The sequence below is a fragment of the Telluria sp. ZB4P36 genome, assembly GCF_059685865.1.
Window position 1 is genome coordinate 43,800 of sequence record NZ_JCASIE010000010.1, and the last position, 20,448, is coordinate 64,247.

The 20,448-nt window shown below is 68.5% G+C and carries 10 protein-coding genes; all 10 read right to left on the bottom strand.

Going from position 1 to position 20,448, the window contains the following annotated elements:
* Positions 1-29: 29 nt before the first annotated feature.
* The 10 genes from AC56LK_RS14400 to AC56LK_RS14445 all read right to left on the bottom strand — a co-directional run bounded on the left by AC56LK_RS14400 (position 30) and on the right by AC56LK_RS14445 (position 20,446).
* The gene (locus tag AC56LK_RS14400) at positions 30-1,289 is read right to left on the bottom strand and encodes a sugar MFS transporter (protein WP_497185181.1); all 1,260 of its coding nucleotides are present in this window, start codon (positions 1,287-1,289) and stop codon (positions 30-32) included.
* Between the two features lie 32 nt (positions 1,290-1,321).
* Complete coding sequence (locus AC56LK_RS14405; RefSeq protein ID WP_497185270.1) at positions 1,322-3,727, bottom strand: GH92 family glycosyl hydrolase; 2,406 nt, start codon at positions 3,725-3,727, stop codon at positions 1,322-1,324.
* On the bottom strand, positions 3,727-4,650 hold the full coding sequence (locus AC56LK_RS14410; RefSeq protein ID WP_497185182.1) for a carbohydrate kinase family protein: 924 nt from the start codon (positions 4,648-4,650) through the stop codon (positions 3,727-3,729). Before AC56LK_RS14410 ends, AC56LK_RS14405 begins: the two co-directional genes overlap by 1 nt.
* Entirely contained in the window at positions 4,643-5,857 is a 1,215-nt protein-coding gene (locus tag AC56LK_RS14415; protein WP_497185183.1) for an AGE family epimerase/isomerase, read from the bottom strand. Before AC56LK_RS14415 ends, AC56LK_RS14410 begins: the two co-directional genes overlap by 8 nt.
* A gap of 23 nt (positions 5,858-5,880) precedes the next feature.
* The gene (locus AC56LK_RS14420) at positions 5,881-6,867 is read right to left on the bottom strand and encodes a LacI family DNA-binding transcriptional regulator (protein WP_497185184.1); all 987 of its coding nucleotides are present in this window, start codon (positions 6,865-6,867) and stop codon (positions 5,881-5,883) included.
* A gap of 142 nt (positions 6,868-7,009) precedes the next feature.
* On the bottom strand, positions 7,010-10,333 hold the full coding sequence (locus AC56LK_RS14425) for a GH92 family glycosyl hydrolase (RefSeq protein ID WP_497185185.1): 3,324 nt from the start codon (positions 10,331-10,333) through the stop codon (positions 7,010-7,012).
* A complete protein-coding gene (locus tag AC56LK_RS14430) occupies positions 10,330-12,996 on the bottom strand; it encodes a beta-mannosidase (RefSeq protein WP_497185186.1) in 2,667 nt (888 codons plus the stop codon). The genes AC56LK_RS14425 and AC56LK_RS14430 overlap by 4 nt, the downstream gene beginning before the upstream one ends.
* Positions 12,993-14,510, bottom strand: coding sequence for a tryptophan halogenase family protein (locus AC56LK_RS14435; RefSeq protein ID WP_497185187.1), 1,518 nt, complete (start codon positions 14,508-14,510; stop codon positions 12,993-12,995). The genes AC56LK_RS14430 and AC56LK_RS14435 overlap by 4 nt, the downstream gene beginning before the upstream one ends.
* Before the next feature lie 61 nt (positions 14,511-14,571).
* Positions 14,572-17,694, bottom strand: coding sequence for a TonB-dependent receptor (locus tag AC56LK_RS14440; RefSeq protein ID WP_497185188.1), 3,123 nt, complete (start codon positions 17,692-17,694; stop codon positions 14,572-14,574).
* 202 nt (positions 17,695-17,896) lie between these two features.
* Positions 17,897-20,446 (bottom strand): family 20 glycosylhydrolase, encoded by a 2,550-nt coding sequence (locus AC56LK_RS14445; protein ID WP_497185189.1) that lies wholly within the window; start codon positions 20,444-20,446, stop codon positions 17,897-17,899.
* Positions 20,447-20,448 lie beyond the last annotated feature (2 nt).

The following is a 20,448-nucleotide window of genomic DNA, read 5'->3' on the forward strand; positions in this document are numbered from 1 at the left end:
CTTCAAAACCGGCATCTTAGCAAACACGCTTACTGCGCGGCGTACATGGACGCGTACTTGACGCCGAAATACAGGATGAAGGCATAGCAGGCCGCCGGCAGCAGGAAGGATGCCTGGACGCCCATGGCATCGGCCAGCGCGCCCTGTGCGAAGGGCACCACCGCGCCGCCGACGATGGCCATGCACAGGATGCCCGAGCCCTGGCCCGTGTACTTGCCGAGGCCGTGCAGCGCCATGCTGAAGACGGTCGGGAACATGATCGAATTGCACAGGCCCACGGCCAGGATCGCCCACATGGCGACAGCGCCCTCGCCGAAGGTCCCGGCCAGCACCAGGGCGATCGCCGCCAGCGCATTGAAGGCCAGGGTCTTGCCCGGGCTGACCACGCGCATCACCGCGAAGCCGATGAAGCGGCCGACCATGGCACCGCCCCAGTAGATGCTGACGTAGTGCGCGGCGTCGGCGTGCGACAGGCCGGCGATATGCGACTCGCCGAGGAAGTTGATCAGGAAGCTGCCGATGCTGACTTCCGCCCCCACGTACAGGAAGATCCCGATCGCGCCCAGCACCAGGTGGCGATGCGCCAGGGCAGAGCCGTGGCCCTCGCCCGCCAGCGGCAGGTCTTCGCTCTCGGCGATGTGCGGCAGCTTCGCCGCCAGGAACAGCACTGCCAGCACGGCCAGCGCGCCGGCCAGGGCCAGGTAGGGGCCGCGCACGCTCGCCGCATCCGCGGCGACTGCCGCGCCGGCGGCCGAGAAGATCAGCAGGCCGCCGACCGCCGGGCCGATGGTGGTGCCGAGCGAGTTGAAGGCCTGGGTCAGGGTCAGGCGGCTGGATGCCGTGCGCGCCGGTCCGAGTACCGCCACATAGGGATTGGCCGCCACCTGCAGCACCGTGATGCCCGAGGCCAGCACGAAGAAGGCGAACAGGAACAGTCCGTAGCCGCTGAACGAGGCGGGATAGAACAGCGCGCAGCCGGCCGCGGCGATCAGGAGCCCGGCCACGGCGCCTTTCTGGTAGCCGATGCGGCGGATCAGGGCGCCGGCCGGCAGCGACACGATGAAATAGGCGCCGAAGAAGCAGAACTGGACCAGCATCGCCTGCACATAGGTCAGCGTGTAGATCGCCTTCAGGTGGGGAATCAGGACGTCGTTCAGCGAGGTGATCAAGCCCCACATGAAGAACAGGATGGTGACGATCACCAGTGCGCTCCTGTTGCTCCCCTGCTGCGCCATCCCTGCCCCCTCATGGGGGGCGGCGGGCGCCACGTTGTTGACCATGTTTGCCATGCTGTCTCCTGGTGTCGAATAAGTTTATATAGTTATTTTGCTTGCAGGCCGGCCGGTGGGCGCGGCAGGTCGGCGGCGCGCGTGCCCCATCCCGCGCTGTCCGGCTGCGCCGTGAGGCGGTAGCCGAGGGTGCCGCCGGCCTGCAGCTGCTCCCAGTCCAGCCACACCCGCGACACGGGGCGCCCTGCCCACTCTACATCCTGCACGAAGCGGCGTTCGCCGGGCTTCGTCCCGGGCGCCTCGATGCGCAGCACGCGGCCCTGCGGCAGGTCGATCTCGGCGCGCGCGAAGCGCGGCGCGTGCAGCAGGAAGCGGCCGCTGCCCGGCGCGTCCGGATACAGGCCCAGGGCGCTGAACAGGTACCAGGCCGACATGGTGCCGAGGTCGTCGTTGCCGGTGACGCCGCCGGGGCCGTTGGTGAACAGGGTTTCCGCGCCGCGCAGCACCGCGGTGGTCTTCCAGGGCTGGCCCATCAGGGTGTACATCCAGGGCGCGTGCAGGTCCGGCTCGTTGTTCGGATTGTAGCGGAACTGGCTGTAATAGCTGTATGGTCCCACCACCCAGGACTTGCGCACCGCATTCGGGTCGGCCAGCACGGCCTCGTAGTCGAAGAACTGGTCGAGGCGGCGCAGGGCCTGGGCGGTGCCGCCCATCGCCGCGGCCAGGCCGGGCACGTCCTGCTGCACCAGCCACTGGTATTGCCAGGCCGTGCCTTCGTGGAAGCCGTGGTCGCCGCGCGGGTCGAAGCCGCTGCCGACGTCGGCGAACCAGCTGCCGTCTTCCAGGCGCGGACGCGGGAAGCCGCGCTGCCCGGTCGGGGCGTCGACCACGGACGGGTCCCAGACCTTCTTCCAGTTGAGGGCGCGCTGGGCCAGTACCTGCGCGTCTTTCGTGTGGCCGAGTGCTTTCGCCATCTGCGCCAGCGCGCTGTCGGCCAGTGCATATTCCAGGGTCGCGGAGGCGCCGTGGTGCGGGTCGGTGTCCATGCCCTTGGAAATGAAGCCGCGGTCGTACTGCACGAAGCCCTGGCGCAGGTAGCTCGGGTTGCCGGCACGCCCCTGCGGACGGATGGAGAAGGCCGGCACGCCGAAGGCGTTCTCGCGCAGCGCGGCATAGGCCTGCTTCTCGCGGCCCTTCAGGGCGCCGTAACGCCACAGGTCGACCAGGAAGGGCGTGACCGGATCGCCGGTCATGATGTTGGTCTCGAAGCTGGCATAGCCCCAGCGCGGCAGCCAGCCGCCTTGTTCGCGGATCTTCAGCACCGAGTTGGCGATGTCGCGCGCCCGCTGCGGACGCAGCAGCGCGATCAGCTGGTTCTGGGCGCGGTAGGTGTCCCACAGCGAGAAGTACTCGTAATAGGTCCAGTCCTTGGCGACGTGAATCTTGTCGTCGTAGCCGCGGTAGCGTCCGTCGGCGTCGTTGCCGGTCATCGGCTGCAGCAGCGCGTGGTAGAGCGCGGTGTAGAACACGGTGCGGTCGTCATGGCTGCCGCCCTCGATGCGCACGCTGCCCAGTTCGCGCTGCCACCCGGCCTGCGACTTCGCCTTCATGGCGTCGAAACTCAGCGGCCGGCCGTTCGCCATGCCATCTGCCTTCAGGTTGATCCTCGCGCCTTCGGCATCCACGTGCGAGATCGCGCTGACTGCGGTGACCGCCTTGCCGTTCTTCAGGTCGAAGCTCAGCCAGACGCCATGCGGCTTGCCCTCACCCTGCTGGCTGGGACCGTTCGCGCCGGGCCAGCCGCCGCGGTCGTCCCAGATGCCCTGCGCGGCGAAAGGCTGGTCGAACACCATGCGGAACCAGGTGGTGTACTTGGCGCCGCCGCAGAAGCTCCTGGTGACGATGCGGCCCTCGACGCTGCGCTCGTCGACGATCCTGACCTCGCTGCCGATGACCGAATGGCGCTCGTTGGCCTGGCCCAGGTTGAGCAGCAGGTGGCCGCTTGCAGTGCCGGGCGCGAAGGTATAGCGCTCGGCCGCGGCGCGGGTCAGCGCGGTCGATTCGGCGGTGATGCCGCCATAGCTGCTCAGCTTCACCTTGTAGTAGCCGGCCTGGCCGACCTCGCCCTCATGGCTGTACTCGGCGGCATACTTCTTGTGGTCGAAGCTGCCCGGCTTGGCGGTGTCGAAGTCGCCGCCCGGCTGGATGCTGCCGGTGACCGGCAGCACCGACAGCTGCCCGCCCTGCTCCCAGCAGCCGGCGCCGGACACGAAGGAGTGGCCGAAGCCGCGGATGCGCTTGTCGCTGTAGCGGTAGCCGGCGTAATGGTCGGCGATCGGGCTGACCTGGATCTTGCCGAAAGGCGCAGACGCGCCGGGGAAGGTATTGCCTTCGTCCTGGGTGCCGATGAAGGTGTTCACCGGCGTCGGGTTGGCAAGCGCCGCTGCCGGCAGCAGGCAGGCCAGCAGCAGGAATGGAGCAAAACGGGCTTGGCGCATCACGATACCTCTCCTTCGAGCAGTTCGAACAATCGCTGCATGGACGCGGGCTGGGGCGGGGTGGCGCCGGCCTGCAGGCAGGCGGCGGAACCGGCCGCCAGCGCGGCGTGCAGGTGGGCCAGCAAGGACCGGCCCGGATGGCGTGCGAGGCTGTGCAGCAGGCCGGCCACGCTGGCGTCGCCGGCGCCGACGGTGTCCACCACCTCGACTGCCGGTGCATGGGCGTCGCAGCGCTGGGCGCCGTTGAACAGGCTGGCGCCCTGGCCCCCGCGCGTCAGCAGGCACATGGCGCCGGGATTGAAGGCGCGCAGGCGCAGCAGGGCCTCGTCCAGACCGACGCCGGGGAACAGGCCGCGCAGGTCGTCGTCCGAAACCTTGATCACGTCGGCCAGCGCCGCCATGGCCTGCAGGGTCGGCGTGTAGCGCTCGTCCATCAGATTGCGGTAATTCGGATCGTAGCTGATCGCCACGCCGCGGGCTTTCAGCTGCCGCGCCAGGGTGACCAGCTTCGCGGCCAGCGGCTCGCGCGCCAGGCTGATGCCGCCGAAGTGGGCCCAGCGCAGCGCGTCCGGCCAGCCGGCCGGCAAGCGGTCCGGATCGAAGTGCAGGTCGGCGCTGTTCTCGCCGATGAAGAAGTAGCGCGGCGGTTCGCCCTGCTCCACCACGGCCAGCAGCGGCGCACGGTCGACGCGCTGGGTCAGCCGCAGGTCCAGGCCCACCAGCTCGCTGGCCGCCCACAGGGCGTCGCCGAAACGGTCGCGGCCGATGGCGCCGGCGAAGGCCGTGGGTTCGCCCAGGGTCGCCAGGGCGCGCGCCACGTTCCAGGTCGAGCCTCCCACCCGGCTCACCCACTGTTCGCCGCCCCGGTGGATCATGTCGGTGAGCGCCTCGCCGGCGCACAGCATCAGGGGTGCATCATGCATGCCCGGCCTCCCTCAGCACCGCCACGATGTCGTAGCAGGCGCCCATGGTGTGGTAGTCGACCTTGCCGGCCGGGCTCTTCTCGTCGCTGAGCTTGCGGTTCTGGCGGTCCAGGATGCGGAACCAGGCGCCATGCTCGTGGTCGACCATGTGGGTCCAGCTGTACTCCCACAGGCGCTGGTACCAGTCCCAGTACCCGGCATTGCCGGTGCGCTGGGCCAGCATGGCCGCCGCCGCCGCGCTCTCGGCCTGCACCCAGAAATACTTGTGGGCGTCGCATACCGACAGGTCGGGCGCCAGCGAATAGCACAGGCCACCGTACTCGACATCCCAGCCCTTCTCCACCGCGACACTGAACAGGCGCTCGGCGGTCGGCAGCAGCCAGTCCAGGTCCTGTTCCAGCACGCCGCGGGCGCGCTTCTCCAGCTGCAGCAGCAATTTGGCCCATTCGGTGAAGTGGCCGGGCTGGTAGCCCCAGGGGCGGAACAGGTTTTCCGGATCGTCGACGTTGTAGACCCAGTCGGGCTGCCACTGGGCGTCGTAATGCTCCCAGATCAGGCCGCCGCAGCGCTCGGCCTGGCGCCGGGTGATGTTGTTGGCCACGGTGTAGGCGCGCTCCAGGTAGCGGCGCTCGCCGGTGGCCTGGTAGGCTGCCAGCAGCGCCTCGACGGCATGCATGTTGGCGTTCTGTCCGCGGTAGCCGGACAGCGTCCAGTCGCGGCTGGCTTCATCGGCATACAGGCCGGCCTGCGGATCCCAGAAGCGCTTTTCCATCAGCTCGAAGCTTTCCCCGATCCAGATCCGCGCCTGTTCCAGGCCCGCCATCGTGGCATGGGCATAGGCCAGCAGCACGAAGGCCAGGCCATAGGCATGCTGGGTGTCGTCGGCCACCTGGTCGCCGTCCAGCAGCCAGGCATAGCCGCCGCCGACGGGATCGCGGTGCCCGGTGCGCAGGAAGCGCAGGGCATGGCGCAGGCCCTCCAGGTAGGCCGGGTCCTGGAAATGGCGGTAGGCCATGGCATAGGTGAACACGAAGCGGGTGCTGCTGACCAGGTGCCGCTGGCGCGTATCGTAGACCGTGCCGTCGTCCTTGAAAAAGTGGAACAGGCCGCCGGCGGGGTCGATCGCGCGCGGGTGGTAGAAGCGCATCGTGTGGCGCGCATGGTCGAGCAGCACGGTCGGGCTGCGGAAGTTCGGGAATGTGGACATGTGGTGTGGTGGTCTGGGGTGCGTTAGTCGTCGCAGCTGCTTTCGCGCACGATCATTTCGACCGGCACGGTGATCTGGGATGGGTTTTCTTCGGGCTTGTTGAGGAGGAGTTCGACCCCGGCCCGGCCCAGGGCTTCCTTGTCCACGCGGATGGTGCTGAGCGGGGGAATGGCCGCGGCGGCGGCGGCGATGTCGTCGAAGCCGACAATGGCGATGTCGTGCGGGATCTTCATGCCCTCGTTGAGGCAGTACTTCATGGCCGCCAGCGCCGTGCTGTCGTTGTAGCAAAAGACCGCATCGGCCGGTTTCGGCAGGCTGAGCAGGCTGCGCATGGCTTCCACCACGGCCTCGTCGCCGTCGCCCATGGTGGGGACGATGACTTCCAGGGCCGGATCGGCGTGGACCTTGGCATCGAACAGGGCCTGGCGGAAGCCGCGATTGCGCTGCTGGATGCTGTAGTGGGCCAGGGAACCGGACAGCATGGCGATGCGCTTGCGGCCGCAGCGCAGCAGGTGCTGGGTGGCCAGGTAGCCGCCGCGTACGTTGTCGGGATTCACCGAGGTGAAGCCGCGGCGGTGCATGTCGACCAGCACCACCGGCTTGCCGACCTGCTGCAGGACGGCCAGCACTTCCGGCTCGAAGAAGCCGGCGCACAGGAAGGCGTCCGGCTGGTGCAGGCGGATCAGGCCGAGCACCGGTTCGGCCGGGCCGACCGCGATGAAGGACAGCGCGACGCCTTCGCGCCGGCAGGCTTCTTCGGCGCCGTGCAGCACCGGTGAATAGAAGGGGCTGGACGCCAGGGTGTTGTGCTGGCTGTGCAACAGGAAGGCGATGCGCCGGATGCGGCCCTTCTTCAATTGATTGAAGTCGTAGCCAAGCCGCAGCGCCGCATCGCGCACCTTGCCGCGGGTCGCCTCGGTCATGCCGGCCTGGTTCTTCAGGGCGCGCGACACGGTGCCGATCGACATCCCGGTGGCTTCGGCGATGTCGCGCAGGGTCACCTCGCTCATGGCTGCACAAGCGAAATACTGTGCATGGAAAAGTCTCCGATATTCATTTTATTAAACGCTGATGGCCGCGTTCTTCATAGGTAGTTCTTATAGCAGCCGCGATTTACGAGCGTCAATCACGGCGACCGGATCGGGGCGATTTTTAGCGTGTTTTAGTAAACAGCAGTTCCAGCTCGGCCAGGTCGAAGGCTGCGGCATTCTCGAAGCGCAGCCGGTACGCGCGGTAGGCGCCCGGGCTGGCGATGCGGAAGGGACGCAGTTGATGCTCCCAGGCGAAGGTTTCGCCGCGGCGCCGGTCCAGCACGGTCCAGCGGCCCCTGGCGTCGCGGCCTTCGAGCGTCCAGGCCAGCTGCGCCGGCGGCGTCTTGCCGCCGGTGATCGTGTAGTGGCTGACGGCGACCGGATCGGCAAACGCGAAGCCGACCCCGGCCCGCGCCGGCAGCGTCAGCGCGGTCGCGGCATCGTCGTCGACCAGCGCGGTGGCCGCACCGCCGCCATCGACCGTGACCGTGCGTGCCGTGCCGGAGCGGTCCTGCATGGACGCGGGCCGGCGGCCGGGCTTGCTCATCGATGGAGGCAAGGCGCCGGGATCGCTGCCCCAGGCCGAGGGCGCGCTGCCCATCGTGAATTCCAGGGTGGCGCCGGCGGCGATCAGCTCGTGGCCGATCCAGGCTTGGCGCCAGGGCTTGCCGTTGACCTTCAGCGACTGCACGTAGACGTTCTCCGGGCTGTTGCCGTGGGCGATGACGGTCAGCGTACGCCCGTTGTCGAGGCGGACCTCGGCGCGCTCGAAGGCGGGCGAGCCGATCACATACTCGGGGGCGCCCATCCGCAAGGGATACAGGCCCAGCATCGCAAAGCTGTACCAGGCCGACATCTCGCCGTTGTCTTCGTCGCCGGCGTAGCCCTGGCCGATCTCGCTGCCCAGGTAGAGCCGGCCCAGCACCTCGCGCGTGAGGCGCTGGGTCTTCCAGGGCTGGCCGGCGGCGACGTACATCCAGGGGATGTGGTGCGAAGGCTGGTTGCTGTGGGCATACATGCCCATGCGGACCTCGCGCGCCTCGGTCATCTCGTGGATCACCTGGCCGTAGCTGCCGGCAAAGCGGCGCTCGGCGGTTTCCGGGGTGGCGAAGAAGGTGTCCAGACGGCGTGCCAGCGCCTCGCGGCCGCCCAGCAGCGTCGCCAGGCCCTCAGCGTCATGGGGCACGGTGAAGGCGAAGTTCCAGGCATTGGCCTCGGTGTAGTCGCCGCCCCACTCGCGCGGCTCGAAGCCGGCCGCCGGCTGGCGCCACTGGCCGCCGGCGTCGCGGCCGCGGAAGAAGCCGGTGGCCGGGTCGAACAGGTGGACATAGTCGGCGGCGCGGGCCCCGAAGTAGTCGGCTTCCTCGCGATAGCGGCGCGCCCGTGCCGGATCGCGCTCCTCCCGCGCCAGGGCCTGGGCGAACCGGGCCAGGCCGAAGTCGTTGAGCGCGCCCTCCAGCGTCCACGACAGGCCTTCATGGACGCTCGACTCGACGTAACCGCGGTACATCGAGCGCGCCAGTCCCTTGCGGCCGACGTTCGCTACCGGCGGCACGGCGCTGGCGTTCTTCAGTGCGGCCTCGTAGGCCAGGCGCGCATCGAAGCCGCGCACACCCTTGCGCCAGGCATCGGCGAAGGCGACGTCGGAACTGGTGCCGACCATCAGGTCCGCATAGCCCGGGGAGGACCAGCGCGCCACCCAGCCGCCGTCGCGGTATTGCTGCAGGAAGCCGTCGATCATCTCGCCGGCACGCCGCGGCGTGAACAGCGCGTAGGCCGGCCAGGTCGTACGGAAGGTGTCCCAGAAACCGTTGTTGACGTAGGTTTTGCCGGCGCGGACCGGCGCCGAGGTGCGCAAGGCGTCGCCGCCCGTGTTCTTGTCGGACCAGGAGCTCTGGTCGGCGTGGCGCCAGTCGGGCCGCTGCGCGCTGCCGACATTTTCGTGGGCCACGTTCGGATACAGGAACAGGCGGTAGAGATTGGAATAGACGGTGGTCAGCTGGTCTTCGCTGGCGCCCTGCACTTTCACGCGTCCGAGCAGGGCATCCCAGGCCGCCTGGGCGCGCTCGCGCACCGTCTCGAAGCCGGCTTCGCCGATTTCCAGGTCGAGGTTGCGCCGGGCCTGCTCGACCGAGATCAGGGAGGTGGCGATGCGCATCCGCACTTCGCCGTCGTCGGCGGCGAACTTGACATAGCCGGTCGGGCGTCCGGTCTCGAGGGCACCGCTGTCGCGCCAGCGCTGGTCGAAGCGGGCGAACACGAACATGCGGGCGGCGCCGTTCGACAGGCCGCTGCGCGTATCCGTGTAGCCGTGCAGGGTCTGGGTGGCCGCATCCAGGGTCAGGCCGCCGCGCGCGTCGACGTTGTCGAACAGGAGATTGGCGTCGCCCGCGCGCGGAAAGCGGAAACGGAAGATCGCCGCGCGCTCGCTGGGGGCGATCTCGGCGCGGATGCCGTTGTCAAAATCGACCCGGTAGCTGTGCGGGCGGGCCAGCTCGCGCTCGTGCGAAAACGGCAGCGCGCGGCGCGCACGGTCGGGGTCGGGGCGCCCGGACGCGTTCGAGGGCATCACCTGGAAGGTCTGGCGGTCGCCCATCCAGGGACTTGGCTGGTGGCTCAGCGACAGCGCCTGCAGGCGCGGGCGGTTGTCGGCGTCGTTCTTTTCGTTCCAGCGATACAGCCAGCCCAAGGTGCCGGCGTCGGTGACCGGCGTCCAGAAATTGAAGCCATGCGGCATGGCCGTCGCCGGAATATTATTCCCGCGCGAGAAGCTGCCGTTGGCCTGGGTGCCGCGCGTGGTCAGCACATAGTCGGATGGGCGGGCGGCGGACATCCTGGCCTGCTCGCCGATGACGATGTCGTCGAGCCAGCCGCTGGCAGCAGTCCCGCCCGCGGGCCGCAGCTCGACTTCGATCGCGCGGATGCGGCGCCCTTTCAAGGCGCCCAGCCTGACCGCCTTGTGCGCCCACTGCTGCGGATACAGCGTCTTCGATTGCGCCTGGCTTGCCGCGCCGAGCGCCGCGCCGTGATGGTCGCGCAAGCCCAGGCTTGAGATCCGGCGGCCGTCCTCGAGCACCAGGTCGAGCGCCACGCCGGTGGAGGCTTCCGGGTTCGCGCCGACGATCTCCGGCAGCACCTTCCAGGACAGCGTGGTGTCCTCGGCGATGAGGATGTCGACCTGGTACAGCTGCAGGCGCCCGCCCCCGCCTTCGGACGCATAGCGCAGGGCGCGCGTGCCGCTGTAGCCGGCCTTGGGCTTGGCCGCGTAGGGACGGTCCGGGCCGCTGCCCGGCTCCACCCGCACCGCGTCGCCCGCCAGGACCGCGGGAAGCGGATCGCCGGCTTCGAAGGAGGTGGCGAAACGCTGGTCGGCGGCGCCGGCGGCGGCACTGGCGAGCAGCAGGATCAGGGCCGGCAAGGGCCTGCGCATGGAAGTCGGCATCATGGTGCGGGGGAACTCCTGGGTAAAAGCTTGGGTGATTGCACGGTGTCGGCCAGCGACCGGATCCGCAGTGCGGCGCGCAGGGCCTCGCTGCCGGCGGCCGATGCCACGCGCAGCGTGACTCGCTCGCCGGGCAGCAGGGTCAGGGCATTGTCGGAAAGCTCGGCGTCGAGATCGCCGAAGTCGATCCAGACCGCGCGTGCCAGCCTGGACGCCGTGAGGTCGAGAACGTGAGCATTGCCGTCGCGGCGCAGGTCCGCGCGCAGGCCGGCGGGCGTCCAGTCCATCTGCTTGGCGGCCGCGAAATACACGACGGCGCGCGCCGGTGGCTCGCCTTCCGCCTCCAGCTCGAAGACCGCGGCCGTGGAGGCCGGATCGGCGCTGCCGAGCAGGTCGGCATCGAGGTAAGTCGCCGCCTTCGTGGCCGACAGCGGCGCCAGCTCGACCGCCTTGCGCTCCTCGCGCAAGAGCTTGCCGTCGAGGCCTATCAGCCGCAGTCTCAGCGTGCCGCCGAGCCGCCGGGTGCGGTCGTTGAGCAGGCTGACCGTGGTCTTGCCCTCGGGCCGGCGCAGTGCGGCGACCGCCACCGGCGCAAAGAAGCGGCGCGCATGGAAGTGCAGCGCCTTCCAGCGCCCGAACCAGTCCACGCTGGACCAGGACGCGCCCGGCCACACGTCGTTGAGCTGCCAGTACAGCGAGCCCATGGTCGTCGGGCGGCTGGCGCGGTGGTGCAGCGCCGCCAGTGCGATGCCCTCGGCCTGCATGGCCTGGCTCAGGTAGGCGAAACCGGCAAAATCCTGCGGTTCGCCGAATTCGTCGCGCACGTATTTCAGCAGCCGCTCGTTGCCCTTGCCGGCCATGAATTTCTGGTGCGCCTCGACCACCGGCGTGGCGATGCCCTGCTCGTCCCGTGTGGCGAAGGCGTCGATCGTGCGCTGCACCGGCCAGGCCTGCAGGCCGTACTCGGACATGAAGCGCGGGGTGAGGTCCAGGTACTTCGTCACCGGATGCGCCGGGTTGCCCCACACCTCCCAGTAATGCATGTCGCCGCTGGCCGGCACGTTGGCGGGGTCGCGCAGGTCGTCGCCGGGAGAGCTGGACCAGTAGGCGATGCCGCCGCCCTCCTCCGCGACCACCTGGCGCAGGTCGCCGCCGAACAGCTGGACGTAGCCTTGCCAGACCCGGTCGGCGAAGGCCGGATCGGCCGCCTTCAGGGTCTTGCCATGTCCCCAGTACTTCCACGCGATCTCTTCTTCATTGTTGCCGCACCAGAGAACGATGCTGGGATGGTTGCGCAGGCGGCGCACCTGGTCGCGCGCTTCGCTGACCACGCTGGCGCGGAAGGCGGCGTCAAAGGCCGGCTGCATGCCGCCGCCGAACATGAAGTCCTGCCATACCAGGAGGCCGAGCTCGTCGGCCAGCTCGTAGAAATCGTCGTTTTCGTAGTAGCCGCCGCCCCAGCTGCGCAGCATGTTCATGTTGGCGTCGCGGGCGGATGTGAGCACCCGGCGCAGCTGCGCCTTGCTGACCCGCGGCTGGAACATGTCGAAGGGGATGCTGTTCGCACCCTTGGCGAACACGGGAATGCCGTTGACGACGAAGGTGAAACTGCTGCCCTGCCCGTCCGGGTCGCGGCGCAGCGCGACGCTGCGCAGGCCGGTGCGCGCGGCGATCCGGGCGACCGTGGCCCGGCCGGCGCCGACCTCGAGCTCGTAGCGGTACAGCGGCTGGGCGCCGTAGCCGTTCGGGAACCAGCGTTGCGGATGGTCGACGCGCACGGGCAGCGAGATGCGGTTTACGCCGGCGCGCAGGTCGGCGCGGCGCTGGGCCGCCAGGCTGCGCTTCCCGTTGGGCGCGGTCTGCCACAGGCGCAGCGCGACGCTGCCGGCGCGCACCGCATTGAGGGTGGCGATCGCGACGAGGTCGGCGCGCGCCGCGTCGACCCGGTCCTGGCGCAACTGCAGGTCGTCGGCGCGCACCGCATCCCAGCCCTGCAGGACGACCGGTTTCGTGATGCCGGCCGTGACGTAGCGCGGCCCCCAATCCCAGCCATAGTGGTAGGCCGGCTTGCGCGCGAAGTTGCCGGTCATGGCGTCCTTGGGCTCGTCGCCATAGGGCGAGGGGTAATTGCCGGCGATCTTGTGCGGCATCGCCTGCACCTTGGGCAGCAAGGTCGCGATCGGCGAGCGGAACACGATGCGCAATTCGTTGCCGGTCGCGCGCAACTTGCCCTGCACAGGCACACGCCAGGTCCGGTGCGCATTGTCGGCCGCCAGCAGCCTGGCGCCGTTCAGCCAGACCTCGGCATAGGTATCGAGGCCGCCGAACACCAGCTCGCTGCGCGCCTTGGCCAGCATGGCAGGCGGGACGTCGAAGCTGCTGCGGTATTCCCAGTCGGCCAGGCCGATCCATTGCAGGCCGGCTTCCGCCGCGCCGACATAGGGATCGGGAATCAGTCCGTGTGCGAGCAGGTCGGTATGCACCGTGCCCGGCACCGCTGCCGCGCGCCATTCCGCCGCTTCCGGATGGCCGGCCGCTTGCGCATGGCCGGGAACGAGACGGAAGCTCCAGCCCTTGTCGAGGACGAGCTGCCCCGGTGTGGCCGCCATGGCCATGCCCGCGGCAAGCGCGAGGACGGCGCACAGCATCCAGCGTGCGAGCCTCATGGCGCAGCCGCCTTCCAGTAGCGGTCTATCCATTCCTGGTGGCTCGGCATGGTGGACACGGCCTGGGCCAGGGTGTTGCGCATGCCCTCGACGTAGTCGACCAGCTTTTCCTCGGGCATCTCGTCCACGATCGGGTGATAGGCACGCGGCAGGATGCCCTGCCCCAGCATCACCTGGACCCAGCTCGGCAGCGCGAAGAAATCCTCGCCATGGCGGAAATAGCGGCCGTCGCTGCGGAACAGCGCGATCGCCTCGCGCAGGCTGTCCGGGATCTCCATCGTGCGGCAGGCATTCCAGAACGGCGAATCGTCGCGTTCGGTCGCGTGGTAGTGCAGGATCAGGAAATCGCGCACCCGCTCGTACTCGAAGGCGGACTCGCGGTTGTACCGGTCGGCCAGCAGCGGATCGACGTCGCGCCGCGGGAACAGGGCCAGCAGGCGCGTGATGCCCGACTGCGCCAGGTAGATGCTGGTCGACTCGAGCGGCTCCAGGAAGCCGCTGGCCAGCCCCAGGGCCACGACGTTCTTGTTCCAGAATTTCTTGCGCATGCCGGTGGTGAAGCGCAGTTGGCGCGGCTCGGCCAGGGCCCTGCCGTCCAGGTTCGCCAGCAGGGTCGCGGCGGCCTCGTCGTCGCTGATGTGGCGGCTCGCATAGACGTAGCCATTGCCGGTCCGGTGCTGCAGCGGGATGCGCCACTGCCAGCCCGCGGCCTGCGCGCTGGCACGGGTATAGGGGGTGATCGGCGCCGTGCGTTCGCTGGGCACCGCCCACGCGCGGTCGCAGGGCAGCCAGTGGCTCCAGTCTTCGTAGCCGGTCTCCAGCGCGCCCTCGATCAGCAGCCCGCGGAAGCCCGAACAGTCGATGAACAGCTCGCCGCCGACGGCTTCGCCATTCTCCAGCATCACCGATTCGATGAAGCCGTCAGCGGCGCGCCGTTTCACGCCGACGATCTTGCCCTCGATGCGGCGCACGCCGCGCGCCTCGGCCAGCTCGCGCAGGAAGCGCGCGTACAGGGTGGCGTCGAAATGGTAGGCGTAGGCGATGTCGCCCAGCGGCGAATTCGGCGGCGCATTGCGGTCGCCCGGCGCGAACCTGCCCTGCGGCGCCATCACGGTCTGCGGCGAGTAGGCGCCGATCGGGCCGGCGCGCCCCGCCAGGTGGAGTTTCAGCCAGAACTGGTGGAAAGGCAGCGGCCCGAGCGAGCGGCCGATGGCGCCGAAGCCGTGGATGTAGCTGTCGCCGATGCGGCCCCAGTCATTGAATTGGATGCCGAGCTTGGCGGTCGCCTGGGTCCGCTTCACGAACTCGGCTTCTTCGATGCCGAGCCACTGCCCGTTGAACATCCTGATGTGCGGAACGCTGGCTTCGCCGACGCCGACGATGCCGATTTCCTCGGACTCGATCAGGCGGATCGCCGTTCCCTTGCCCAGGTAAGTGGCCAGTGCGGCCGCGGCCATCCAGCCGGCACTGCCGCCGCCGACGATGGTGATGTTGTTGATCCGGTCGGTGTCCATGCGCCTCGTCCAGAAAAAGACAAAACCCCGCGCCTGGCGGCGCGGGGGCATTGCTGCGGGATCAGAACTTGTAGTTCAGGCCCGCATACACGACACGGCCGGCATAGCCGTTGGAGAAGAAGCGGTCCTTGGTGTCGTTGCCAAGGTGGGCGCGGGTCTCTTCCTTGGTCAGGTTCAGCACCGACGCGGTCAGGCTCAGCTGCTTTGTGAAGTTGTAGGCCACGTTCAGGTCGATCTGGCTGTACGGCTCTTCATACACGTTCAAGCCGTTGACCAGGCCGTTGACCACTTCGCCGCGGCGGTTGTACGAGGCCCGTGCCAGCCACTTGTCGGTCGAGTAGAACACCGTCAGGTTGAACTGGTTCCTGGCGCTGCCGACCAGCGGCGACTTGCCGATCTCGGTGCCGTCCTCGAGGGTGATGGCGGCCTGGTTGGTCTTGTTGTACGTGTAGTTCACCTGGAAGCCGAGGCCGGACTGCAGGGTGTGCTGCGCATACAGTTCGACGCCCTGCGACACCGCGTCGCGGCCGCCGGCACTGGTCGAGTAGTTCTGCACCGTCACGGTCTGGCCGGCGATCTCCATCGACATGTCGACCACCACCGGCACCGCGAAGTTGCTCACGTTCTTGCGGAACAGGCCGGCGCCGAGCACCGAGCCGCGGTCGAAGTACCATTCCAGGCCCAGGTCGTACTGGGTGGCCTTGTAGGGCTCCAGGTTCTTGTTGCTGCCCGAGCCGAACCAGCCCTGCTGGTCGCCGCCGCCGATCAGGCGGCGGTCGTTGACGTATTCCTGGCTGTAGTAGTTCAGGCCGCCCGGGAAGGCGATGTCGCCGTAGCTCGGACGCGCCACCACCTTGGACGCGGCGCCGCGCAGCAGCAGGGTATCGCTCAGCTCATAGGCCAGGTTCAGGCTCGGCAGCACGTCGTTATAGCTGCGGTCGAGCGAACTGATCTCGAAGGACGACTTGCGTGCGGTGCTGTCCGGCAGCCTGGTGAAGCCGCTGGTGCAGCCGGAACCGGCCGGTGCGCCGAGCGCCGGCAGGCCACCCGCCCGGCAAGGCGCGGGCGCGCCGTTGGCGCCATTGTAGAAGTAGTCGTTGTAGCTTTCGACCTGGTCGGTCGAGTCCGCATGCTGCCTGGTCCGCACATAGCGCAGGCCGAGGTTGCCGCGCAGGCGCTCCATCTTGATGTTGGCCTGCAGGTAGGCCGCAGAAATCTTTTCGTCGACGTGGTAGACGAAGTTCTCTTCGTTACGGGTCTGCATCGCACCATAAGTCGCGTTCAGGTGGGCGATGTAGGCCGGGTAGTTAATCGCCGGGAAGGCGCTGGTCTTGATGCCGCCAGCCAGGTTGCCCAGGGATTCCGAGTACAGGAAGGACGGCTGGAAGCGGCTGGCGGTCGCGTCGCAGCCGGCCTGGTAGCGCTTGTCGTAGTCGGCCGGGTTGGCGCCCTTGCACACCCAGTAGTTGTTGCCGGTGCTGCGGCTGGTTCCGCCGTCGCGGTACTTGGCGCCGAATTGCAGCGAATCCAGCCAGTTGCTGTCGGTACGCCAGGTGAAGTCGGCCTGGGCGTATTTCTGCTGGGTGCTGTTGCGGGTCCAGGAAGACGAGGTCGAGCCGAGGTCGATCTCGCCGATCCCGTTCTGCAGGTTCTGCATCAGGGCCGGCGCAAACGTCATGGTCGGCGTGCCGGACAGGTCCCAGGCGCTGGCGGTGTTGCCGAGGGCCCAGCTGCCGTCCGCATTCTGGCGGCGCGGCTTGATCGGCATGCCGAACTGCAGCTCCGGACCGCCGCCGGCCCAGGTACGGCCGGCCGTGAGGTTCATGTCCAGCGACTCGCCGCGCCATTCGGCCGTGAAGTCGAAGACTTGCGAGCGGGCCTTTTCGCGGTTGAAGCTGCCGGTGATCTGCGGGGTCGGAATGGTGCAGTCGTCCGGACCGAAGCCGCCGGTGTTGGTCAGGCCGCCGGCCGCGGCCGCTTCACCGCTGCAATAGTATTTCTTGCCGGGGCGCGCGCTGTACTGGGCGCCGGTGACGATGGTGCCGCTCGGGTCGAAACTCAGGCCGTCGAGCAGGCGGCCGCCCGGCCAGTTGCCGTCGCCGTCATAGCGCGCCAGGTTCCATTCCGGGACCTTGAGGGTATTCGTCTGGGAATTCTGCGACAGGTCGAAGCGGAAGTAGTTCGCCGTCAGGTTCAGGTTGCGCAGCGGCTTGAACTGCAGGGTCAGCTGGCCGCCCTTGCGCTCGCGCTCCTCGCTCTTGACGTTCAGGTTGACCGAGGTCGGCATCATGAAGTTCTTGTAGTACTTGCCGTTCTGGTCGTAGAAACCCGACTGCCCCCACCAGTAGGAGTTCAGGTCCGATTCCTTGCCGTTGACGTCGGTCGCCGGATTGGTGCGGTAGTTATCGGCGTACCATTGCCAGTTTTCGGTGCTGGCGCCCATGGTGCGGGTGGTGCGCTTCTGCTTGGTCAATCCGACCAGCACGCCGAAGCGCTTGCTCTCGTCGTGCCAGGCATATTGGCCGGAGATCTGGCCGTCGGTCTTCTTGGTGGTGTCGGCCCAGGTGCCTTCGGTATTGATGAAGCCGCTGCCCGACTCCACGTCCAGCGGACGGCGGGTGCGCAGGATCACGGTCCCGCCGATGCCGCCTTCGTCGAGGCGCGCTTCCGGCGTCTTGTACAGCTCGGCGCTGGACAGCATGTTCGACGGCATCAGCATGTAGTTGAAGGAACGGGTCGGATCGCCGTTCGATTCGGCCGTGGCGACGTAGTTGCCGTTCAGCTGGGTCAGGGTCAGTTCCGACGACAGGCCGCGCACGCTGACGTTCTTGCCCTCGCCGCCGCTGCGGCTGACGACCACGCCCGGCACGCGCTGCAGCGCGTCGGCCACGTTCTTGTCGGGGAACTTGCCGACGTCTTCGGCGGTGATCACCTCGACGATCGCATTGGCGTTGCGCTTCTGGTCGAGGCTTTTTTCGATCGCATAGCGGTAACCGGTCACGACCACGGTCTGCGCGCCTTCCGCCTCGGCCTGCTTTTCCACCGGCGTATCCGGCGAAGCGGCAGCCGGCGCGGATTGCGCGTGGGCGTTGGACAGCGAAAGCAGGGCGAGGCCGACCGCCATGGCGATCGGGGTGGCGCGGAAAAGGAATTGCCGCGATGCGAGTTGAGTCCTTGAGGTCATGCGTGTCTCCTGAATTCCCGATGTCGGGCTTATTTTTTTCGATTTGCGGCAGGCATCGCGGTGCATCCTTGAGGATTTACTAAAACCCTCGCGACGGTGCTTGCAGCTCGCTGGAACCCTTCATTCCATAGGAGAGTATTTATACAAACGAAAATAACGAGGATCAATAAACTTTCAAATTTCGGCGAAAGTTTAGTGCCGTTTAGTAAACGACGGTGGACGACGCGATGCTGGCGACCGGTCCTCGCCTGCCCTTGCGGTCGAAGGCCGCGACCCGGATCGTGCCGCGCTCCAGGATCGGCCCGGTCACCGGCTTGCTGGCGGGCGTCGGCTCGCTGCCGTCGCTGGTATAGCGCAGCACCGTCCCCGGCAGCACGTGGTTGGCCAGCACCCTGTCCCCGTCGCGCACCAGGCCCGGCGGGGCGATGCGGTAGGCCACAGCGGAGCCGTCCAGGTCGAGGCGCGGCAGCACGCGCTGGCCCAGGGCGTTGACGAAGCCAGACCAGGCGCTGCGGTGCAGGACCGCGCCCTTGACCGGGTCGGCGGCGCTGGCCCAGGGCGGATCGGCCGCCCAGGCGCGCTCGGCCAGGGCCGCGAGGCGCGGCATCACCAGGTAGTCGATGCGGCTTGACTCGCGCGCGGTTTCCGCGAACAGGTTGGCCTGGATGCCGCGCACGCGCCGCTTGCCGTAGTCGGTCAGGCGGTCCTTGCCGATGCGGGCCGCCTCCGGCGCATCGCGCATGATGTCGAAGGGGACGAAATCGTAGACCGTGTCGAGTTCGACGTAGGCGCCCCAGTTGACGCCGTGTTCTTCCGGATTGGCGTTGTGCGCCATGTCGAAGTAGGTGCGGGTCACCGGCGTGAGCACGATGTCGTAGCCGGCATTGGCCAGGCGGTAGGCCAGGTCTTCGGCGCCGACCGTGTTGTTCCACACGTAGGCGATGAAGCCGTGGCGGGTGAAGCGCGGATTCGGGATCATCTTCGCTGCGCCGTCCAGCGTCGTCTTGCGCGCGGCCAGCTCTTCCCAGCCGGACGTCACCATGCCGTGCTTGCGCACGATGGCGTCGACGCGCTCGTAAAAATAATCCCACAGGTCGGCCGTGGTCTCGAGCCCGTTCCTGCGCATCATGGCCTGGCTGGCGGGCGACTTTTCCCAGGCGCCGTTGGCCAGTTCGTCGCCGCCCATGTGGATCGTCGCCAGGGGCACGCCGGCCGCCCGGTGCAGCGCCGCGACTTCCCTGACCACATGGTCGATGAAGGTATAGCTCGACTCGTGTCCGGGATTGATGACGTTGTCCCTGAAGTACTGGGCCGACAGATACTCGGAGCGGTCCTCCAGGTCGTTGAGCAGGTAGCGCGCGGCATCGCGGCTTCCCTGCGCCTGCAGGCGGCGGTAGCGCGCCTCCATGGCCTGCACGGCGGCGCGCGCATGGCCGGGCATCTCGATCTCGGGGATCACCTCGATGTGGCGCGCTTGCGCGTAGCGCAGGATCTCGATGTAGTCGGCGCGGGTGTAATGGCCGCTGCCGGCGCGGTCGCGCGGATCGGGGCCGGAGCCGTAGGCCGGCTGCAGGCGCAGGCCGGGCCCGGCGCTGTGGCCGCGCACGGCGCCGATCGCGGTCAGTTCCGGCAGGCCGGCGATCTCGATGCGCCAGCCCTCGTCGTCGGTCAGGTGGAAGTGGAATTTGTTGAGCTTGAAGCGCGCCATCAGGTCGAGCCACTTGAACACGGTCTCCTTGCCGTGGAAGTTGCGCGCCACGTCCAGCATGAAGCCGCGGTAGCCGAAGCGCGGCGCGTCCACGATCGTCAGTTCGGGCAGGTCGAGCACCGCCGCACCGGGCAGCGGCATCAGCTCGCGCAGGGTCTGCAGGCCATGGGCGACACCGGCCGCGCTGTTGCCGACGATGTCGATGCCGCCGGCGGCGCTGATCGCGAGGCGGTAGGCCTCAGGCGAGGCCTGCCCCTCGACCACGCCGACGCGCAGGCGCAGGGAAGGCCCGCCGCCGCCAGGCAGGGCAGCCGGGAACAGCGAGCGTGCCAGCGCGGCCTCGTTGGCCAGCGCCGCGGAGGCGCTGACGGCGGGACGTCCCGCCAGCGCCAGCCGGCCGGCGCCGGGGCGGAGCTGCACCGGGGTCGGCAAGACCGGCGGCACGCTCGACGCGGGCAGCAGCTCGGCGCGCGCGTTGCGCCAATAGGTATCCTCCGGCGACACCGCCGAATGCGGGCTGCCGGCCTTGCCGCGCTGGGCCGGCTCGGTCAGGGTCGCCACCGTGAACTGGAGCGGGACCGCCGCATCCGGCGCCGCGTCGTACACCAGGTAAGGCCCGCTCGGCGAGCGTGAGGGCATGAACACCGCATCCCTGTGGAGGTAGGCGAATTCCAGCGTCTGGCCCGGGGCCAGGCCCTTGAAATCCGGGCCGGGGCGCAGGCGGAACAGGCCGCCGGCCACCTGCTCCAGCACCAGCCCACTCGACTGGACGCCGGCCGGCATGCGGTCGATGCCGGTGAAGTACAGCGACCAGCCGGACGGCGGCAGCGCGTGCCGGTCCTGGTTGCTCAGGATGAAGCGCGCCGGCGAAGCGCCCTGCGGCAGCTGCAGGCCCGCCGGCTTGCGCTGCAGTTCCCAGCGCAGCTGCAGGCGGGCGCCGTCGGCCAACCCGGACGCCGCCACGGCGACGGCCTGCAGCGCCATCAGCACGGCCAGCAGGCGCGACGCGACCGCGGCCCTGCCCATCATCATCGTCTTCTTCATTC

Excerpts from the sequence above, each read along its gene's own strand:
- AC56LK_RS14400 (WP_497185181.1), bottom strand. The coding sequence starts at position 1,289 with ATGGCAAACATGGTCAACAACGTGGCGCCCGCCGCCCCCCATGAGGGG.
- AC56LK_RS14405 (WP_497185270.1), bottom strand. The coding sequence starts at position 3,727 with ATGCGCCAAGCCCGTTTTGCTCCATTCCTGCTGCTGGCCTGCCTGCTG.
- AC56LK_RS14410 (WP_497185182.1), bottom strand. The coding sequence starts at position 4,650 with ATGCATGATGCACCCCTGATGCTGTGCGCCGGCGAGGCGCTCACCGAC.
- AC56LK_RS14415 (WP_497185183.1), bottom strand. The coding sequence starts at position 5,857 with ATGTCCACATTCCCGAACTTCCGCAGCCCGACCGTGCTGCTCGACCAT.
- AC56LK_RS14420 (WP_497185184.1), bottom strand. The coding sequence starts at position 6,867 with ATGAGCGAGGTGACCCTGCGCGACATCGCCGAAGCCACCGGGATGTCG.
- AC56LK_RS14425 (WP_497185185.1), bottom strand. The coding sequence starts at position 10,333 with ATGATGCCGACTTCCATGCGCAGGCCCTTGCCGGCCCTGATCCTGCTG.
- AC56LK_RS14430 (WP_497185186.1), bottom strand. The coding sequence starts at position 12,996 with ATGAGGCTCGCACGCTGGATGCTGTGCGCCGTCCTCGCGCTTGCCGCG.
- AC56LK_RS14435 (WP_497185187.1), bottom strand. The coding sequence starts at position 14,510 with ATGGACACCGACCGGATCAACAACATCACCATCGTCGGCGGCGGCAGT.
- AC56LK_RS14440 (WP_497185188.1), bottom strand. The coding sequence starts at position 17,694 with ATGACCTCAAGGACTCAACTCGCATCGCGGCAATTCCTTTTCCGCGCC.
- AC56LK_RS14445 (WP_497185189.1), bottom strand. The coding sequence starts at position 20,446 with ATGAAGAAGACGATGATGATGGGCAGGGCCGCGGTCGCGTCGCGCCTG.